General features: G+C 35.9%; 18 protein-coding genes. 1 reads left to right on the top strand and 17 read right to left on the bottom strand.

Going from position 1 to position 20036, the window contains the following annotated elements:
* Window positions 1–95: 95 nt before the first annotated feature.
* From phnE (HW423_RS09460) to surE, 8 genes are all read right to left on the bottom strand, one after another.
* Entirely contained in the window at window positions 96–905 is an 810-nt protein-coding gene (phnE, locus tag HW423_RS09460) for a phosphonate ABC transporter, permease protein PhnE (protein WP_218931667.1), read from the bottom strand.
* Window positions 906–920: 15 nt separating this feature from the next.
* Window positions 921–1742, bottom strand: a complete 822-nt coding sequence (gene phnE / locus HW423_RS09455; protein ID WP_197103717.1) for a phosphonate ABC transporter, permease protein PhnE — start codon at window positions 1740–1742, stop codon at window positions 921–923.
* 19 nt (window positions 1743–1761) lie between these two features.
* The gene (phnC, locus tag HW423_RS09450) at window positions 1762–2535 is read right to left on the bottom strand and encodes a phosphonate ABC transporter ATP-binding protein (RefSeq protein ID WP_218931666.1); all 774 of its coding nucleotides are present in this window, start codon (window positions 2533–2535) and stop codon (window positions 1762–1764) included.
* Window positions 2536–2612: 77 nt separating this feature from the next.
* Entirely contained in the window at window positions 2613–3650 is a 1038-nt protein-coding gene (locus HW423_RS09445; protein WP_218931665.1) for a phosphate/phosphite/phosphonate ABC transporter substrate-binding protein, read from the bottom strand.
* Between the two features lie 122 nt (window positions 3651–3772).
* Entirely contained in the window at window positions 3773–4807 is a 1035-nt protein-coding gene (locus HW423_RS09440; protein ID WP_218931664.1) for an ABC transporter ATP-binding protein, read from the bottom strand.
* The gene (locus HW423_RS09435; protein ID WP_235956449.1) at window positions 4804–6393 is read right to left on the bottom strand and encodes an ABC transporter permease; all 1590 of its coding nucleotides are present in this window, start codon (window positions 6391–6393) and stop codon (window positions 4804–4806) included. Before HW423_RS09435 ends, HW423_RS09440 begins: the two co-directional genes overlap by 4 nt.
* Before the next feature lie 164 nt (window positions 6394–6557).
* Window positions 6558–7577 (bottom strand): ABC transporter substrate-binding protein, encoded by a 1020-nt coding sequence (locus HW423_RS09430; RefSeq protein ID WP_235956447.1) that lies wholly within the window; start codon window positions 7575–7577, stop codon window positions 6558–6560.
* A 3-nt stretch (window positions 7578–7580) separates the two neighbouring features.
* A complete protein-coding gene (surE, locus tag HW423_RS09425) occupies window positions 7581–8345 on the bottom strand; it encodes a 5'/3'-nucleotidase SurE (protein WP_235956452.1) in 765 nt (254 codons plus the stop codon).
* Window positions 8346–8546: 201 nt separating this feature from the next.
* On the opposite strand from surE, the gene HW423_RS09420 reads away from it, so the two are divergent.
* On the top strand, window positions 8547–9281 hold the full coding sequence (locus tag HW423_RS09420) for an MBL fold metallo-hydrolase (RefSeq protein ID WP_218931662.1): 735 nt from the start codon (window positions 8547–8549) through the stop codon (window positions 9279–9281).
* A 145-nt stretch (window positions 9282–9426) separates the two neighbouring features.
* Here HW423_RS09420 and HW423_RS09415 read toward each other — a convergent pair whose 3' ends face one another.
* From HW423_RS09415 to HW423_RS09380, 9 genes are all read right to left on the bottom strand, one after another.
* Window positions 9427–11040: a peptide ABC transporter substrate-binding protein gene (locus HW423_RS09415; RefSeq protein WP_218931661.1), complete on the bottom strand. Its 1614-nt coding sequence runs from the start codon at window positions 11038–11040 to the stop codon at window positions 9427–9429.
* Window positions 11041–11300: 260 nt separating this feature from the next.
* Window positions 11301–11630 carry a hypothetical protein gene (locus HW423_RS11220; RefSeq protein WP_235956446.1) on the bottom strand — a complete coding sequence of 110 codons (330 nt, stop codon included), beginning with the start codon at window positions 11628–11630 and terminating at the stop codon, window positions 11301–11303.
* A 341-nt stretch (window positions 11631–11971) separates the two neighbouring features.
* Entirely contained in the window at window positions 11972–12253 is a 282-nt protein-coding gene (locus HW423_RS11215; protein ID WP_328803165.1) for a lyase family protein, read from the bottom strand.
* Between the two features lie 904 nt (window positions 12254–13157).
* On the bottom strand, window positions 13158–14090 hold the full coding sequence (locus HW423_RS09405) for an ABC transporter ATP-binding protein (RefSeq protein WP_328803164.1): 933 nt from the start codon (window positions 14088–14090) through the stop codon (window positions 13158–13160).
* A complete protein-coding gene (locus HW423_RS09400; RefSeq protein WP_218931660.1) occupies window positions 14091–15146 on the bottom strand; it encodes an ABC transporter ATP-binding protein in 1056 nt (351 codons plus the stop codon).
* Window positions 15147–15156: 10 nt separating this feature from the next.
* Window positions 15157–16080, bottom strand: a complete 924-nt coding sequence (locus tag HW423_RS09395) for an ABC transporter permease (RefSeq protein WP_218931659.1) — start codon at window positions 16078–16080, stop codon at window positions 15157–15159.
* Window positions 16081–16082: 2 nt separating this feature from the next.
* Window positions 16083–17015: an ABC transporter permease gene (locus HW423_RS09390; protein WP_218931658.1), complete on the bottom strand. Its 933-nt coding sequence runs from the start codon at window positions 17013–17015 to the stop codon at window positions 16083–16085.
* A gap of 370 nt (window positions 17016–17385) precedes the next feature.
* Window positions 17386–18567 carry an ABC transporter substrate-binding protein gene (locus tag HW423_RS09385; protein ID WP_218931657.1) on the bottom strand — a complete coding sequence of 394 codons (1182 nt, stop codon included), beginning with the start codon at window positions 18565–18567 and terminating at the stop codon, window positions 17386–17388.
* Between the two features lie 387 nt (window positions 18568–18954).
* Window positions 18955–19950: an aminotransferase class I/II-fold pyridoxal phosphate-dependent enzyme gene (locus HW423_RS09380; RefSeq protein WP_218931656.1), complete on the bottom strand. Its 996-nt coding sequence runs from the start codon at window positions 19948–19950 to the stop codon at window positions 18955–18957.
* Between the last annotated feature and the right edge of the window lie 86 nt (window positions 19951–20036).

The raw sequence follows: 20036 nt of genomic DNA, 5'->3' as shown, positions 1-20036 counted from the left end.
TATTTATTATTACTTATTTTTTGTATATATAATGGAAGGAATAGAAAAAGCCAAGGAAATTCCGGAGAACTCTCTTGGCTAAATATAGTCAGCTATTATCCATTTGCTAATTTCTCTCTGGATTTAGATGAGATAAATTCAATAACTAAAATCAATATTATTAATCCAATTAAAATCGAACCAACTTCACTCCATCGATATGAGTTCATTGCGAATATTAATGGCGCTCCAATACCCCCGGCTCCTACTAAACCTAAAACTGTTGCATCTCTTAAATTCATATCAAAACGATATATAGTTGTAGATAAGAAGTTTGTAAAGAGTTGAGGAATAACTCCATATCTAATCTTCTCAAAAGTATTACATCCAGCAGCCTCCATTGCTTCTAGAATTCCATCATCTATTTCTTCTATAGTATCTAAGTATAATTTCGAAACCATACCTATAGATGTAATTGACATTGTTAATACTCCTGCATAAGCTCCTGGTCCCGTAACCCTAATAAACATCAGACCATATACAAAGGATGGTATTGTTCGAATAACTACGAGCAATGTACGTGTAATAAAGGAGAGGACTGGTCCGACTATACTTTGTGACATTAAAAATGCTACAGGTATCGCTAGTACTGATCCAAATATTGTTCCTAAAAATGCAATACATATTGTTTCAAATAATAAATATGGTACCCCCTCATCAGAGAATTCAAATAGAAATTCTAAATCTGGAGATAGGATTCCTGTTATAATATTTCCAGCAATGGTTGAGCCTCGACTATCAATTCCATTGAATTGTACGCCTGTTACTGACCATATTAGAAACGCTAGTAAAATAGCGAATATTGTAATGTAGGATACTCGTCGATTAGGTTCACGCTCAAGTTGTTTGTTAATCATATTATTCATTTCTTGTGCCTCCTCCTAAGTCAATTTCTGACGGCAGTATTCACTGATCTGTTCGATTATGAATACAACGACCATTAATATTAGTAGTATCATCCCGGCATTTGCATAATCTCGCCATCCTAATTCTTGATTTAAGATTAAACCTATTCCACCTGCCCCTACATATCCTAAGATTGCGGCGTATCGAATGTTACCCTCGAACGCAAAAAGTGATACGGATAAGTACGTTGGCATAATCTGAGGAACTACTGCATATCGGAATGCTTCTACTTTGGATAATCCCATAGATTCCATGGCTTCAAAGGGTCCCATATCAATATTTTCGATATTCTCATACATTAGTTTACCAATATAGGAAAACGTAAAGATGAATATTGCTATAGTACCTGCAGTCGTTCCAATTCCAAAGATAAATGTTGCGATTGAAGCTGTAATCAATGTTGGTAATGTCCGCGTAATTGATAAGAATAGTTTAAAAAAGCCAGTAACCCAACGACTTTGAATTAGATTTGACGAAGATAACATAGCAATAGGTATAGCTACGAGAGCACCTAACACCGATCCAAGTAATGACATTTGAATAGTGTCAATCATGGGTCTCCATATATTGTTTGCATAGCTCCAATTTGGTGGAATCATTTGTCCCAAAATAACAAAGAATTGTTCCCCACGTTCAGCTAAGACTGATAATTCGGTCTCAGTTACTTTAGTTGAAATATATGTAAATATTAATAATAACAAAATAATTAATGGGGTTCTTGACGCTCTTTGATAGATTTTTTTACCGTTAGATAATACTATTTCTTTGGGTTTAAAAACACGATCATATAATTTCATTTCCACAATAAATCCCCCTCTATACTGGTGATACTGAAGATTCAACAACTTCAATAGGTTGATTTTGGTAGATTTTGTTTAATACTTCTTGATCAACGTCACTAGATGGACCATCATAAACGATTTCCCCTTTTGCAATTCCAATAATACGATCTGCATACTCTAACGCTAAATCAACATGGTGAATATTAATTAATACTGAAATATCCATTTCTTTATTAATGCGTTTAAAATCATCCATAACAACTTTAGCTGTGACTGGGTCCAAAGAAGCGACAGGTTCATCAGCTAATATAATAGAAGGATTTTGCGCTAACGTTCTTGCAAGAGCTACACGTTGTTGTTGACCTCCTGATAATTGGTCTACACGCGTATATGCTTTATCCAAGATTCCTACTTTATCTAAAGCTTCCAATCCTCGTATTTTATCCTCTTTTGTAAAACTACCCGTTAATTTACGCCAAAATGATAACTCTGGCACACTCGATACTAATACGTTGTTTAATACACTAATTCGAGTGACTAAATTAAATGATTGGAAAATCATTCCAATTTTTCGACGGAAACGTCTTAATTCTTTTGAGCCTAGGGCAGTTACATCTTCATTATCAACAGTCAGTGTTCCATCTGAAATACTGTGCATGCGATTAATACAACGGATTAATGTTGATTTCCCTGCTCCGGATAGACCAATAATCGCAACAAACTCACCTTGTTCGATGGTTAAATTCACATCTTTTAACGCGGTTACGCCATTAGGATATTTTTTACTTACATTTTCAAATTTTATCATTTCTTACAAACCTCTCTTCAAGCAAATAAAGGCCAGGATTTATCCTAGCCATCAAATATTTATTATAATATTAGTTATTAGTTAGATTGTTCACGTAAAATTTCTTGTGCTTGACGCTCTACATCGTAGTCCGCACTCTCAGCAACTTCATATCCTTCGTGAGCGTAAATTGCGATAATCTCTTTACCTTCTTCAGTCTCAGAAATATTAATGAATGCTTCTTGTAAAGCAGATTTAAGTTCATCAGACATATTTTCTGAATTGTTACTTACTGAAATAGTATCATTGTAGATACCTGGTGTAACTCCAATAACATCAGTATCTGTCCAGATGTCATTTTCTCCACCTAATTCAGATTGCCATTGATCAACGTAGTCACGACGACCATCAGCAAATACTGTTAAGATATCTACTTGACCAGAAGCTAGACGTGCAAATGAGTTTAAGTAAGAGTCAGCTTGCACAACATTTTCTAAATCACTTAAGTTTTGTTGGAAATTATCTTGTAACCAAATTGTTGGATAAATGTAGCCTGCTGAAGAAGATGGACTCATAACAGACCAATTAGCTGAATTTAAATCTTCAAAAGATAATTCTTCACCATTATTAACTTTATCAGCTAATTCGCGCCCTTTTTCTGAAGGTCCAGCAATCATAATAGCACGGTAATATGTTACTTGTTCGTCCGTTGCTTCAGTTGGTTCATTCGCATTCCAATCAGCTGGATCGTCTGAATCATTACTTAAACCAGCACGTGTAGAAGTTAAAATAACTTCTGCGCCATCATCATATAATACATATGTTCCACCTGGAATAAATCCGATATCAATAGTCCCTGCTGATAAACCTTCTCCAACTGCTTCATATGAAGTACCTACAGAGATATCTACTGAACCTACTTCATAACCAAGAGTAGCTAATTCGTCAATTAATAATTGCTCTAATGGTTCTGTTGCTGTTACGATTTCTTCCGGATCACGTGATGGTACAAATCCGATTGATAACTCATCAATTTGAGTTGTTTCTTGCGCAGCTACTGCTGGCATTGCTACTGAAGCAAGTGTTGTTACAGATGCTAAAGTTAAAGCAGCTTTTTTTATCCAATTTTTAAACATAAGATAATTCCTCCCTTTTTTTATAACGTTAACATTATATACCAATCACCAATCAACCGCTATCAATTTTATGTAAATTTTGTGTTAATTCATTAGTGATGAATTGTTAACTTACTTGCTAGTTATTCAACTGGCTCAATTCCAACCCTATCTCCAACTTCAAATATATCTGTAATTGGTCTTTGAATTATGACTACTTTACCATTAATATTGACCGAATAATGATATTCTTTCCCTTGAAATTGTCTTGTCAGAATTTCACCTGTTAGTTGATTTTCTATATTTTTACTAATACGAATTTGTTCTGGTCTTAACGCATAGATGTTCTTTGCTTTCAACACTTCTGTCATACCAACATCTAACCAAGTGACATCGCTCCCCTGAATCTTGAATTGGTTATCTTTCCATTCTCCTTTAAATAAGTTTGCCTTACTTACGAATGTCGCAACAAATTCAGTTTCAGGATGGTAGTATATCTCTTCAGGCGTACCTACTTGTTCAATTCGTCCTTGATTCATGACAACAATTCGATCTGCCATTGCTAATGCTTCTCCTTGGTCATGCGTTACATATACAATAGATGCTTTAGTTAATTGATGAAGTCTTTGGATTTCACGGCGCATTTCAATTCTAAGTTCAGCATCCAAGGCACTTAGCGGTTCATCCATTAATAGAAGCTTTGGCTGTGTAGCAATTGCACGACCTAAAGAAACACGTTGCTTCTGACCTCCAGAAAGTGCATGAGGATAATTATTCCCTTTGTCTTTCAAGTCAATAATGTCCAAGACTTCATCCACTCTTCTAGAACTATTTTCTTTTAGCTCTTTACTAGCAAACTGATCGTATTGGAGGGGAAATTTTATATGCTCACTGACTGTCATGTGTGGCCATAAAGCGAATCCTTGAAACACCATACTCACATTGCGTTTTTCAGGTGGAATTGATTTGTTATGATTAGCTACAATCTGATCATTTATTTCAATAATTCCACCAGAGGTTGTCTCGAACCCTGCCAACATTCTTAAGAGTGTTGTTTTTCCACAACCAGACGGTCCAAGAATGGCTAAAAATTCACCTTCTCGAATCGTTAAATTAATATCATACAATGCTTGGAAATTTCCAAATAATTTATTTACATCTTTTAATATTGTGCTCATTTACTCTTTACTACCTTTCTGTTCCAAATTTTTTGATATAAAGACAACAATCCATATCCAACTACAATTAATATCACGATCAAACTTGAAAATGCAGTTGAGTATAATGTATAACCAGATTGTTGAAAGCTCAATATCGACACGCCTATCGTTTCAGAATCTGATGAATATAATAAGGAAGAAACGGTAAGCTCAGTTAAGGCACTTAGAAAAACTAAGAGAGACCCTCCAATAACAGTCGGAGTTATTAAAGGAAGTATTATCTTACACCATTTACCCCAACCATTATTTCCGCCAATGCGTGCTGCTTCTTCAACAGAAGGATCAATTTGTTGAAATGAAGTGATTCCACTACGTACTTGTAAAACTAGAAAGCGCGTAATGTATGCAATATATAATATACTAATAGAACCGTATATCCCTGGATTCCATCCTGGTATTGGCTCCATCCATGCAAAAATCATAGATAAAGCAAATACTGTTCCGGGTAAAGCATAGGGTAATGTAATGACCGTTTCTAGACCTCTAGACAATGGTGTGGCTTTTCGAACGCGATAATACGCTATAGCTGTACCAATAATAATTGTTGCTATCGCAGTTACGAATGCTAATCGTAAACTCACCCAAATGGCATCGGTCGTTGACCGACTTGATAGAATGTATTCATAGTTCTCCCAAGTTAAGTTTTCTAGAGTGAAATCCAACCCATAGGCACGTAATAATGGTGTTAAAATCATAGATATTAACGGCAGTATCGTTGTAATAGCAAAAAACACAAAAATAATACCCTCTACTAACATCCGTTTTTTTCCTAAATATACTCGGGGTTCGTAATCAATTTTAGCTGTTTCTAATCTCCGTGAGTTTCTTAACAGAAGCCATTGTAAACCGATACCAATTAAAGCAATCACACCAAGTATCACGGATAGAACGGCAGCACGATTAAATGCAGTGACACCGAATCCAATCACTTGTTGGTAAATATAAGTCGTCAGTACTGTAATGTTCGCTGGTGTTCCTAAAAATGCAGGAATACCAAAGTTATCAAGACTGCCTAAGAACGCAATAAACATTCCACCCGCAATACCAGGTAAAGCCATTGGAATAGTGATACGTTTAAACGTCTGCCATTTACTTGCACCTGAAATTTGAGCTGCAGATTCATTCTCTCTCGGTATTTGTCGGAATGTGTTTACAGTGAACAGATACACCAGTGGAAAAGTTGTAATTCCCATGACAACGATAATTCCCGACATACTGTATAAATTCCAAGACAAGCCTTCCTCCATAAAAAGACCAAAGAACCGTTGAACCATCCCGTTAAACCCAAAGAACTGCACCCACGCTAAAGAAAGGACATAAGACGGTATAATAAATGGAAGGAGAATAAGTAATTGAATCACTTTTTTAAAACGAATATCTGTATACGCCATAATCCAAGCAAAGACGACACCTAAAACTGTGGCGATCGTTACTGATCCTACAATCATGATGAGTGTATTACGCAATACCGTCCATGTTCGTTTTGATGACAATATATCTTGGTAAAAAGATAGTGTCAGCCCTTCTTCCCCTATGAAGCTCATAAAGGCTAAACGTACAATGGGCAATATAAAAAATGTGACAACAACTATAGAGAATATGACAATTAATAATTTACTTTGAAAACTAACAGAGGAAAGCGCACTAAAAGGCGATTTCCTCTGGTTAGGTTTTTGATTCATATTTGAATTCAAATTAATCCACTCTCTTACTCAGCAAATAATTCATCAAATTGTTGTTTATCTGCATCACGGTTTTGGAATAATTCATTCATGTCCGCTGATAATACAGTATCTAACTCTTCTGCTGTTCTTAATCCTTCTGGTGCTTCTACCCCTGAACGAATTGGCGCATAACCTAACTCTGATTGTAACACTTGCCCTTCTTCAGATAGGATAAAGTCAACGAATGTTTGAGCAATTTCTTCCTCTTGAGTCGCGCTCATAATCCCAACTGGTTCAGTAATAACAGGAACACCTTCTTCAGGGTAAACAAATTCAACTGGAGATCCATCAGCTACAGCACGTGTTGCTAAATAGTCAACAATCATTCCATAACTTCTTTGTCCTGACGCAACGTTTTCAATAACTGCGCCGTTACCTTCTGTAATCATTGGACTATTTGCTTGTAATCCTTCATAGAATTCCCAGCCAAATCCTTCAGAACGTGTTAATACTCCTAAGTTATATGCAGCAGCGCCAGAATATAATGGGCTTGGCATAACAACTTGTTCAGCATTAGCTTCATCCGTTAATGCACTCCAAGATGTTGGTGCTTCTTCTACATTATCTGTATTGTAAACAATACCAGTAGTCATAATTTTAGTCCCAGTATAAAATCCATCAGCATCTACAAATTCTTCATCGATATTTTCTGCTTCTGGTGAAACATATTCTAATAACATATCTTGTTCTTTAAATGATTCAAAAGTTACAGCATCTGCTAATAAGATAACGTCTGCTAAAACTTCACCTGCTGTATTCTCAGCATTGATTTTACTTACAACTTCTTCAGTTCCTGAACGGAAGATATTTACCGTTACATTAGGATATAATTCATTGTACGCTTCTACTAATTGCTCAGCATCTACATCAGGTTGTGATGTATAGAATTCAATTTCTCCTGATAAATCTTCATTAGTTTCTTGAGCTAAGGCAGCTGCGCTTCCTGAAAATAAAGAACTAAATAGTAAAGACGTTAATGCAAATTTTTTCATAAATTTTTTCATTGATTATTCCTCCATAGTATTGAAAATTTCGTTCAACTGACTAAGCATCTCTCGTGCACTTGTTGAAACATTAATTGGCGACACAGTAACATAACCTTCTTTGACGTAAAAATGATCTGATTGAGTACTACCCGTACTTGTCTGATAAAGACTATTCATCCAGTAAACAGGATGACCTTTGGTATCTGCATAATCTTTAAAATCAAATCTTTTATGAGCTATATCCATCTCAACAACTTTGACTCCTTTAACCTCTGATGGTAAAACGGATGGTATATTTACATTTAATATGTGGTTTTGTGGTATATCGATATTCAAAAGTATTGGCATAAGAGCTTCGATTGATGCTTCAATCCAAGCAAAATCTACCTTTTCATTCTTATCCCTTCCAGCCGAAATTGATATTGCAGGAATGCCATACAAGCTAGCTTCTCTTGCAGCACCAATGGTTCCGGAATAGAAAATATCTTGACCAACATTCGCCCCTTTATTAATGCCTGAAATGACAATGTCAGGATATGAGTCAGAATATAAGCGTTCCAGTGCCCATTTAATACAATCTACTGGCGTCCCATCTAGACTGTAGACACTTAAATTACTTTCTTCTGAAAGCTTTGAAGCTCGAAGTGGTAATTTAGTCGTAATCGAATGACTATGACCACTACGTTCACGATCTGGTGCTACAACTGTAACATGACCGTATGCTTGCATCACTTTTGCAATTACTTTTATACCTTCAGCGTTTACTCCATCATCATTAGATATCAAAATCTGTTTGATTGTCTTCTCCTCCAACCTTGGCGAATGAACTCATTTATTTTTTAGCCAAATCATTTATCGTCCAGAAACAAGTATACCAATGCATTGTAAATTCTTTGTATTTTTTATGTAAAGATTAAGTAAATTGTATTGTTTCCAAAAATGAATGCGTTATGATTAGATTAAAATCATTGAAATAGAGGTGTCAAATTGAGGTTAGATATTTTAGGTTTTTGGGGAGGAACACCGGAAGATGGTGGTGCTACAACTGGTTATTTATTACGTACACCAAGAGGAACTTTATTAATTGATTGTGGTAGCGGAATAATGAGTCGCTTATCTACACTAATCAAATTTTATGAGATTGATGCCGTATTGTTGACTCATTTACATTTTGATCACATAGCTGATTATGGCATCTTACAATATGGCTTCAACAGAGCATTAAGGAACAAATGGGTTGAGGAGCCTTTATATACTTTGGCACCGAATAAACCTGACGTCATGTGGAAAGCTATCCAAGCTAATGAAGCTCAACTTGAAGTCATTGAAGAAAACTTCGATTACTCACTGATTGGAGCGACTGTCGAGTTTCTTTCTGTTTCTCATACAATCCCATGCTACGCCATAAAAGTGACTTACGAGGGAATGATATTTGTGTTTTCGGCTGATACTGCTTACTTTGAACCATTAATAGATTTTGCTAAAGACGCTGATCTATTTCTATGTGAAGCAACAAACTTTGAAGGCAGTATCCATTCCACTGGCACGGGACATATGAGCGCTTCTGAAGCAGGTAAGTTGGCTCAAAAAGCTCGAGTTAAGACGCTAATTTTGACACATTTGCCTTCTGATGGTAATTTTTCTAATATGAAAGACGAAGCTAAAGCAGAGTTTAATGGTGAAGTACTTATGGCATCTGATATAGATTCTCTAACTTTTTAATACGATTACTCTTCAATAATATTAAATATCCTAAATTCTTTATAATGTTGATATCAAACACAAAAATACCGCTACAAACAGCACAATTGTTTGTAGCGGTATTATTAAATTTCTAGGTTAACCTAGTCCTTAATTTATTTGTGAATTATTCAGCAGAAAGTGTTACGTCTTTCAAGCTTACATTACCTAAAGCATCTGGCTCTAAATTTTGAACGTGGTCTTGGATAACGTAGTTACTTGTGTAGTAGTATACTGGGATAACTGGCGTTTCTTCCATGAAAATCGCTTCAGCATCTAATAACATTTGAGTACGAGCTGCTGGATCTTCTTCTGAAGCAGACTGATCAATTAAGTTTTTGTACTCTTCATTTTCCCAACCAGTATCGTTATTACCAGTATCGGCAGTACGGTACATGTCTAAGAATGAGATAGCGTCATTGAAGTCAGCAATCCATCCCATACGTCCTACTTGGTAATCAAGAACGTTTAGACGGTCTAAGTATACTTGCCATTCTGTTGAGTCAATCTCAGCGTTAATTCCCAAGTTTGTAGCCCATCCAGATTGGATAAATTGAGCAATTGTTGAGTGAGCTTCACTGTCGTTAATTGAAATGCTAACAGTAATTTCACTTGGATCTGAAATTCCTAATTCTTCCATAGCTAATGCTAAGTATTCGTTAGCTTCGTCGAATGCTGCATCTTGCATGTATCCACGGTCTTCTTCGAATCCTTCAATTGTTGGAGGTACAACACCTAATGCAGGTAATTGTCCACCTTTAATTACGTTATCAATTAAACCTTGACGGTCAATTGCTAATGATAATGCTTTACGTAAGTTAACGTTTTGCATTAATTCATCTGTCGTATTTAATTTGTACCAGTAGATTGCTGCGTAAGGAACTGTGTTTAGTTGTTCGTTAGCACGGTACATATCGATTGAGTCTAGAGAAACAGTTCCATAAGGAGTACCTAAGTAATCTAAGTTACCAGCTTGGAATTCAGCGTTAGCTGTTGATTCTTGCTCGATAATTTGGATATTAACTGTTTCTAAAGCAACGTTATCAGCGTCCCAGTATTCAGCGTTTTTAGCTAATACTAAGTCACTGTTGTGGTTCCATGTATCTAAGTTGAACGCACCGTTAGTTACATATGTTTCACCAGCTTCAGCGGCCCAACCAGTAGCGTCAGCTTCAACTGTTGCTTGATGAACTGGCATGAAAGTATAGAATGATGTTAATTCTAAGAAGTATGGTGTAGGGTTGTTTAATGTTACTTCTAATGTGTAGTCATCTACAGCAGTAACTCCTACAGCGTCTTCTTCGCCTTCACCTGAGTTAAATTCTTCAGCACCAGCAATTGGGTAAAGAATTGAAGCATATTGTGAAGCAGTTTCAGGGTTTAAAGCACGTTTCCATGCAAACTCGAAATCATTTGCAGTAACTGGGTCTCCATTTGACCAAGTTGAATCTTGTCGTAAAGTGAATGTCCAAGTAAGGCCATCTTCACTCTCTTCCCATGATTCAGCAACACCTGGTTCAATTTCACCATGGTTATTGTGTGTTAATCCTTCAAAAACGTTACGGATGATTGATCCTGATGTCGAATCTGTTGCTAAAGCAGGGTCTAATGTAGGTGGTTCTGCTCCTAGGGATAAGTTAAGTGTTGCAGCATCTTGTGCAGATACAGTTGTTTGTGCTAACGGCGCGACGCTTAATAAAAATAAACTAACTAATGTAAGTACTCGTAAGAACTTTTTCATTTATGTTCCTCCTTTTAATTTATATCTAATAATATACAGTATATATTAGAGTTTAACAAGGGGTTTTGTCATTTTTATTTAATCATTAAGCGTTTTAATGGCTAATATACTCATGTTTTAAGCTTTAACAAGCTATATAATTTTTAAATAAGTAAGCTTCTAATCTTATCACTATGCTCTTGTAGTTTCTCAAGTGTAGGTCCACCATCTACTTGTCGGCGTTTAACACAAGCTGTTAAATCGATCGCATCATAAATATCTTATTCGAATATAACATGCTCTTCTTTATACTCTGCCAGACTCAATGTTTCTAAGGTTTGATTTGTTTCTTCACAGCATTGAATTATATTACCTGTTACTTGGTACGTGTCACGAAACGGTAAGCCTTTCTCTGTTAAGTAGTCTGTCCAATCCGTTGCATTAATGAAACCCGTACTTGTCGCCTTGTACATTGCTTCCTTATTAGCAATCGTTTCTTGAATCATTGAAGGGAGTAATGAGAGGATCATATTCACAGTATTAATCGCATCGAATATACGCTCCTTCTCCTTTTTAATATCTTTATTGTATGCTAAACGTATGCCTTTCATAATAGTTAACACGCTCATTAAATCACCGAAAACACAGCCGGATTTCACTCTAAATAATTCATGAATATCCGCGGTCTTTTTCTGAGGTATCATAGATTAACCCGTCGAGAATGTATCTTTTAAAGTCATAAACTTAATCTCTTGTGAGGTCCAAATAGTAACTTCTTCGCAATATCGACTTAAGTGCATGCTTAATATCGAGAATACTGATAATAATTCAAAACTATAATCGCGTTCCTACACTGCTTGTAAACTATAATTTGAATAATTACTAAACCCTAGCAAATCAGTTGTATATGCGCAGTCTAGAGGAAAAGTTGTTGTTGCTAAGGCACCGGCACCTAAAGGCTCATCTCTTTAATACGTTTGGCAGTATCTGTAATTCGCCCATAATCTCGGTAGAACATCTCAACGTCAGCCATTAGAGAATGATCATCAGTTATCGGTTTTGCCCGTTGTAAGTGTGTGTAACTTGGCATAATCATCTCAAGATGCTCCTGTGCTTCATCAGTGAAGGCAGGTATCACTTTTTCTAAGACTTCTATAATCCACTCAACTTCATCTAAGGCATATATTTTCATCGCTGTAGCTACTTGATCGTTACGATTTCTGCCTGTGTGTATTTTCTTGCCGATATCTCCTAATCTTCGCGTTAATTCCGCTTCGATAAAACTATAAATGTCCTCTGCTCTTTATCTAAATCAAATTGAAGTGTCTAATTTGCCTATTCTTCGCTCATTGATGACAACTCCGTTACTAATTGCTTAGCCGCATCCGATTCTATGATGTGTTGTTTACCTAACATCTGGGCATGAGCCATACTTCCAAGTAAATCTGCATCAAATAATCAGATATCGATTAAAATTGATTGATTAAACTTTTAAGCTGAATTTGACATTTCCTGATGATATTCATTACTCCAAAGTGCCATCTATCCTCTTCTTTTTTAATAAAACTTATAGAAGTCCTAGTTTCTCTTCAATCTTAGTTGGTAACGTAATCATATTAATATATCCATTTCATCATGGTGATTGAATAAATCATCTTCACCAAAGCCTGATACATCTTCATCTTAATAATTCTTTGATTAAACTTTGATGGTATTAAAAAAACCCCGTCTCTATCGCTGTACAAATACAACGATAGAGACGGGGTTTATTCCGCGGTACCACTCAAGTTAACTCCCCTACACGGCCAAATAGGATTTATTCACTCTTTTTTGTTAACGCTCAGACAGCGAAGTTAGCTATACGTTCACTAAATTGTCTCATAAGTGCGGTTCAACTACTCTCAGATAATTAGGCTTCCAATTTGTCCAATCTCGTTGTTATCTTGAAGTAATTTTATCTCTTATTCTTTGACTTATTAATTATTTCGAAATTATTCAAACAACTTGCGAATTGAAAGCCAACTGTTAAATTAAATAAAACCAGAATTTAATGAATAAACAGTTATTCTTTAATGTTTTCATATTTAATCATCAAAAAAACACAAGCATCAACGTGATGCCTGTGTTTAAAAACTAAATTAAATCGTTGTCTGTTGTCCTACCCATCTATCTACATCTGTCTTAGCAGCATATACATAGTGTTCTGGCCCAACTTCATGCGTAGCTAATTCTTCTTCAAGAACTTCTTCATGAGAATAAGCGACTCGTTGACGCTTACTTTCACTAATTGGATCAGGTTTTGGTACGGCTGAAAGCAATGATTTTGTATAAGGATGCACAGGATTGTTATAAATCTCATCAGCATAACCTAATTCAACGATTTTACCACGATACATAACGGCAATACGATCTGAGATATATTTAACCATTGATAAATCATGGGCAATGAATAAGTAAGTTAATCCTTGTTCACGTTGGAATTGCTTCATCAAGTTAACAACTTGTGCTTGAATCGAAACATCAAGCGCTGAAATTGGCTCGTCAGCAATAATGAATTTAGGCTCTAAAGCTAGAGCACGGGCAATCCCGATACGCTGTCTTTGTCCACCTGAGAATTCATGTGCATAACGTCCTGCATGTTCAGAGTTCAATCCTACCGATGTTAACAATTCAGAGATACGGTCTAAACGTTCTTGGCTGTTTTTATATAGTCCATGAATATCGAAACCTTCACTAATAATTTCTCCAACCGTCATACGCGGGTTTAAAGACGCATACGGATCTTGGAAAATCATTTGAATATTTGTTGCTAATTCTTTCGCTTCATCGTGAGATTTATCTCCACTAATGAGTTTACCATCGTAATAGATTTCTCCATCAGTAATGTTGTATAAACCAATAATTGAACGACCTGTTGTCGACTTACCACTTCCTGATTCACCAACAAGACCTAATACTTCACCTTCATAGATATCGAAAGAAATGCCGTCTACTGCTTTAACTGGATTCTTTTTCTTACCAAAATATTGTTTTAAGTTTTTAACTTCTAGTAATTTTTTTCTCTCCATCAATTATGCATCTCCTTTCGTTTGTGATGTATAACGATCGATACGATTCTGAATAATCTCAGGAACTGGAATATGTGGTGCATCTTCATGCATTAACCAAGACTTAACATAATGTTCGTCATTCACCTTAAATAATGGTGGTTCTTGTTCATAATCAATCGCTAAAGCAAAACGATTACGCGGTGCGAACGCATCCCCTTTTGGTGGGTCAATTAAGTTTGGTGGTGCTCCTGGAATTGTGTATAAAACCTCTTCATTATTACTATCTAAGTCCGGCATTGAACCTAGTAAGCCCCATGTATAAGGGTGTTTTGGATTATAGTAAATTTCATTAGCAGAACCATATTCAACGATTTGACCTGCATACATTACAGCCACTTTATCAGCAACATTCGCAACTACCCCTAAGTCATGGGTAATAAAGATAATTGCAGTGTCTGTTGTTTGTTGAATTTCTTTCATTAATTCTAAGATTTGAGCTTGAATTGTTACGTCTAAGGCTGTTGTCGGCTCATCTGCAATAAGCAATTTAGGCTCAGCTGCTAAAGCAATCGCTATAACAACCCGTTGTCTCATACCACCTGAGAATTCATGTGGGTATTGTTCAAAGCGTTCTTCAGGATACGGAATTCCAACTAATGTTAGTAATTCAATCGCGCGTTTTTTCGCTTCAGCTTTGCTAATATCTTTACGGTGAATATTAAATACTTCTGTAATTTGATGCCCAATTTTGATTGTTGGATTTAAAGCTGTCATTGGATCTTGAAAGATCATCGCGATATCATTCCCGCGAATTTGAGCAACTTCGTCTTCACTTAATTCTAAAATATTCTTACCATCAAATATAATTTCTCCTTGATCATATATTCCTGGTGGTTGTGGTACTAAACGCATAATTGCGTTACTTGTCACACTTTTACCTGATCCAGATTCACCAACAATGGCTAAGGTTTCACCTTTTTTCAGTTCAAAATTAACCCCACGAACCGCGTGTACTTTACCAGCATACGTTTTGAAAGAGATATGCAAATCTTTAACTTCTAATAATTTATCTGTCATTTATATCACCTTACTTCCGTAATTTAGGGTCAAGCGCATCACGTAAACCATCACCAACAGCATTAAATCCAAAGATAGTAATTGAAATTAATAATGCAGGGAATAATAGTCTCCATGGTGCTGTTAGGATTGCTTCGTTACCTTCTGAAGCCATAGTCCCCCAACTTGCTAAAGGTGGTGTTACACCTAGTCCAATATAACTTAAGAAAGCCTCGTTAAAAATTGCAGCAGGAATTTGTAACGTCATCGTTACAATAATTGATCCCATTGCGTTAGGTATTAAGTGTCGGCGGATTAAGTGAGCTGCTGATGCACCAAGTGTTCTAGATGCTAGAACATACTCTTGAGCTTTCAATGACATCACTTCTGCACGAACAATTCGAGCCATACGAATCCAACCAGTTAGCGACAATGCGATAATCATTGGTACTAAACCTTGTTGTAATACAACTAGTAATAAAATAATGATTAATAGTTCTGGAACAGAGTTTAAGATATCACAGATACGCATCATAATATTATCAACGCGACCTCCGATTAATCCAGAAACACTTCCGTAAACAACCCCTACAACTAAGTTAATAATCGCAGCAGAAATACCAATGAGTAGAGAAATTCTTGCCCCTACCCATGAACGTACGAATACGTCACGTCCAAGATTATCTGTTCCAAACCAAAATTCTGCTGTCGGCGGAGAGTTATACACTCCTGTTTGCTCAGCATAATCATACGGTGACAAGATTGGTACAAATATAGCCATAATTGCAATAATAGCCAAAATTACTATACCTACAATTGCTAGTTTGTTACGAATAAAGGCACGCATAACTTCGCCCCAGAAAGAGATTGACTTCTCACTTAAGACGTCCGTATCTTCTTCGCGTCCACCAACGATTTCAAAATTCTTTTGTGAAAGCACTTGTTCTTCAGTCATAATTAGTTGTCATCTCCTTCCAATTGAATACGTGGATCTAAGAATACATATAAAACATCAACGATTAATACAGCGATTAATAATACAATCGCAAAGAATACCGTAATTCCCATAATTAGAGTATAATCACGGTTATTAATACTTTGGACGAAGTGACGTCCTAAACCAGGTATTGCGAAGATATTTTCAATAACAAAACTACCTGTCAATATACCCGCAGTTAATGGTCCTAAATATGTTACGACGGGTAGCAAGGCATTTTTCAATGAGTGTTTAAAAACGATTCCCCATTTTTTTAACCCTTTAGCTTTTGCTAATTTCACGTACTCGGATGTGTTTTGTTCTAATAAACTTGACCGGGTCATCTTAGCTATGTTCCCCATATACCCTAACCCAAGTGCGAGTGATGGTAATATGACATGCATGTTAGATTTCCAACCACTGATTGGCAACCAACCTAATTGAAGTCCTAACTGATATTGCATGAGTCCAGCTAGAACGAATGATGGAATTGAAATTCCTAATACGGCAACGATTGTCGCAATATAATCACCTGCTTTATTGTGATACATTGCCGAAAGAACGCCTAATAATACACCAAAGCCAATCGCAAATAACAGTGAAGATGCTCCCAGTGTCACAGATACAGGGAAACTTTCTGCGATCATATCATTCGTTGAGCGTCCTCGATATTTCATCGATTCTCCAAAATCGAGTGTTGCAACATTCTTTACATAAGTAAAGTATTGCTCATACCATGGATCATTTAGTCCGTAGGCTTCATTCAATTGCTCTTGAATTTGTGGTGTAACCACTTGCTGTTCAGCTGCAAAAGGGTTACCTGGTGCTAAACGCATTAGAAAAAAAGTAACAGTTACAATGACAAATAATGACAATAGACTGTGTCCGACGCGTTTCAAGATATACTTTGCCACGATTTTTTCCTCCTTATTAATTACATCATAATTTATGATGGGATATAATATCGAAATCCTAGTGATCGAATTTCGATTAGAATCATATTACAAACTGAGTGATATTAAAAAATAATATTCACAACTTAGTTCATAACGATAAATAATACCACCACCAGAGTGTAACTTACACGGGGGTGATATATTCATTTATACATTATATCAGAAACCATTAAAAATAAAAATCAAATATGAGCATAAAATTAATATAATATATGCTATTATTATCTTAATTTCATTTTCATAAATAATGCTTATATTGCATAAAAAGAAAAGCCTCTACAGAGTGACAAACTTTGTCATCGGAGAGGCTAATTATATATTATCCTAATTATTCATTAGAACTTCCGTCAACTTCATAAATATCTGCAACTTCTCCATCAACTAAATGTAACATTGGTGCTGGTTTAACGGCGTTATGTTCTTCATCAATATAAAACTCCCCAGTAACTCCACCCGTGAAGGTTTCCATATTTTCGATAGCATCTCTCACCGCTGTTCGGTCAGTAGATCCTGCATCTTCGATCGCTTGAAATAATAATTTTGCTCCATCATATCCAAGTGCTCCGAAAGTGTCTGGCGTTTTCCCAAATTTTGCTTCATAAGCTTCTACGAATGCTTTACCTGCTTTTTCTTCAGTTCCTGTGTAAAAGTTTGACGTAAAGTATACATCTGTTGCATTGCTTGCACCTGCTAACTCTACATAGGCATCACTTGCAAATCCGTGTCCACTTAAGATCGGTTGAGTTAGACCCATCTCTCTAGCTTGTTTAGTAATTAAGCCTCCTTCAGTATAAAAGGCTGGTAAATAAATAACATCGAATTCAGTCGCCATTAAAGTCGTTAGGACAGCTGAGAAATCTGTATCACCACTCGTATAAGATTCTTCCAATACAACTTCATTACCTAACGCTTCCCATTCTTTAATGAATGGTTCTGCTTGTCCTACAGAGTAATCATTTGACTGGTCTACTAGGACAACTGCTTTTTGTGCACCTAGTTCATCCGTTGCAAATCGAGCGGCAGCATTCGCCTGGTAAGTGTATGAGAACGCAAGACGGAATACCCAATCTAATACGTTCCCGTTCTGATCCATTGTTAAATCATCTGCTGTTGCTGCTGGAATGACCGCTGGAACTTCAGATTGTTCTGCCACGGGATTTTGTGCTAATACTAAATCCGTTGCACCCGGTCCAATTAAAGCTACTGCCTCTTCTTCAACCAAGCGAGTTGCAACTGAAGCTGTTTCGGTCTTATCTGATTTATTGTCATAATGAATGATTTCTACTTCACGGCCATCTAAAAGCCCACCTTCATTGTTTACTTCTTCAACAGCTAATTGTAAAGCTTCGTACATTGCTTGCCCATAAGATGCTGAGTAACCAGATGTTTCCATGTTAGCTCCAATTTTTACTGTCTCATTTTCTTCTTGTGCTAAGGCTAATAAGTTTGATGATGAGGCAAATAAAGTGACACCGGCTAAAAGACTTAAACCTAATTTTTTGAAATTCATAATATTCCTCCTGTATTGTTTGAATGATAAGGGATTGTAAAAAAAGTAATATTTATAATATCTGAAATGTCATTGTCTATGGCTCATCACTTCTTTCCTGATTAAACAAAAAAAATAGTCATCCATTCAATGAATGGATGACTATTACTCAAGACCCATTCATAGCTTACACGAATAGGACTGGAACACGTTAGATTTTTAATCTAAGGTTCAAGTCCTGATCTTAATAATAATAATAATGTTATTATTTTGTAAGTTATGCATAGCTCTCTCTTTCCTTTAATCATTTTCTAATATAATCATAATATACTTTAATCATTTTAATTGCAAGGATTTATGTTTATTATTTCTGAATATCCACCACTAGACCTGTTTTATGTGCTTATATTATTTTTTTATAGTTTGAATTTTTAGCCATTCTTCAATAAGTCCATTTAATCTAGGATAATCTTCGTGCTTAATAATCGAGTAACGGACTGTCTCTTTTAAGTTATCTTCTTCATAAAATCGGCCCGAAAAACCATTCTCTTCTAGAAAGCGACCTAAACTCAATGCTCTTTCTCCATAGGTGAACACAAAATTGGTGTAACTATCATTCACACTCATCACTTGATTAACTTGTTTAAAGGCTTCAACTAGCATATCACGAGACTCTAGTTGATAATTGGCGTATTCCTTGACCCATGCTTTATCTTCTAGAAAGATACTCGCTAAATTCATCCCTACGTGATCTAAAGGATAAGGGTGATTAATTCGAGTAACTTTATCGTAAGTCTCCCCTTTGGCAATAATAATTCCAATTCTTAAGCCAGCCAATCCGTATATTTTACTTAAAGTACGAATAATTAATACATGCTCACCATCTGGGCGTGCGTATTCTTTACCGAATTCAATATATGCTTCGTCGATGACAAAATATCCATGCATTGCTTCCATCGCATCCGCAATTGCTTGTAATTCATCTTCTTTGAACATTAATCCCGTTGGATTATGAGGATTAGATAGTATGAATAAAGACGGTTTTTTCTGATAAATTGCTTTAACTATCTTGTCAAAATCAAATGAATAATCCGCTTCGCTCTCTACCTCATAAAAAGGTAATTGTAGTTGCTCAGCATAATCTTTATACATAAAGAAATCTGGAGTGATTGTCATAATACCTTTTTGACCTAAAGTGATAAAGGTTTTCTGGATCCACTCATCTGCACCACTAGCCAATTCAATTTCATCTACATTTAAATTATTATCTTTAGCGTAAATATCTTTTAGTTGTCCTAATTCAACATCCGGATAATCTTGAAACACTGTTCTGTTATATACTTCATCCATATATTCTTTTTTAATGGCTGAAATTGGACTTGTATTTCTGTTCATTATAATCATAATTCAACCTCGTTTCTTGAAATATATTCTATTATAACACTAATAATTTTAATTGAAATCTAATGAGTCAAAAATCTGCATAAAAA

This window comes from Ruoffia halotolerans (genome assembly GCF_014049385.1).
GTDB classification, from domain to species: domain Bacteria; phylum Bacillota; class Bacilli; order Lactobacillales; family Aerococcaceae; genus Ruoffia; species Ruoffia halotolerans.
This window is presented reverse-complemented; position numbering and strand designations above follow the sequence as displayed.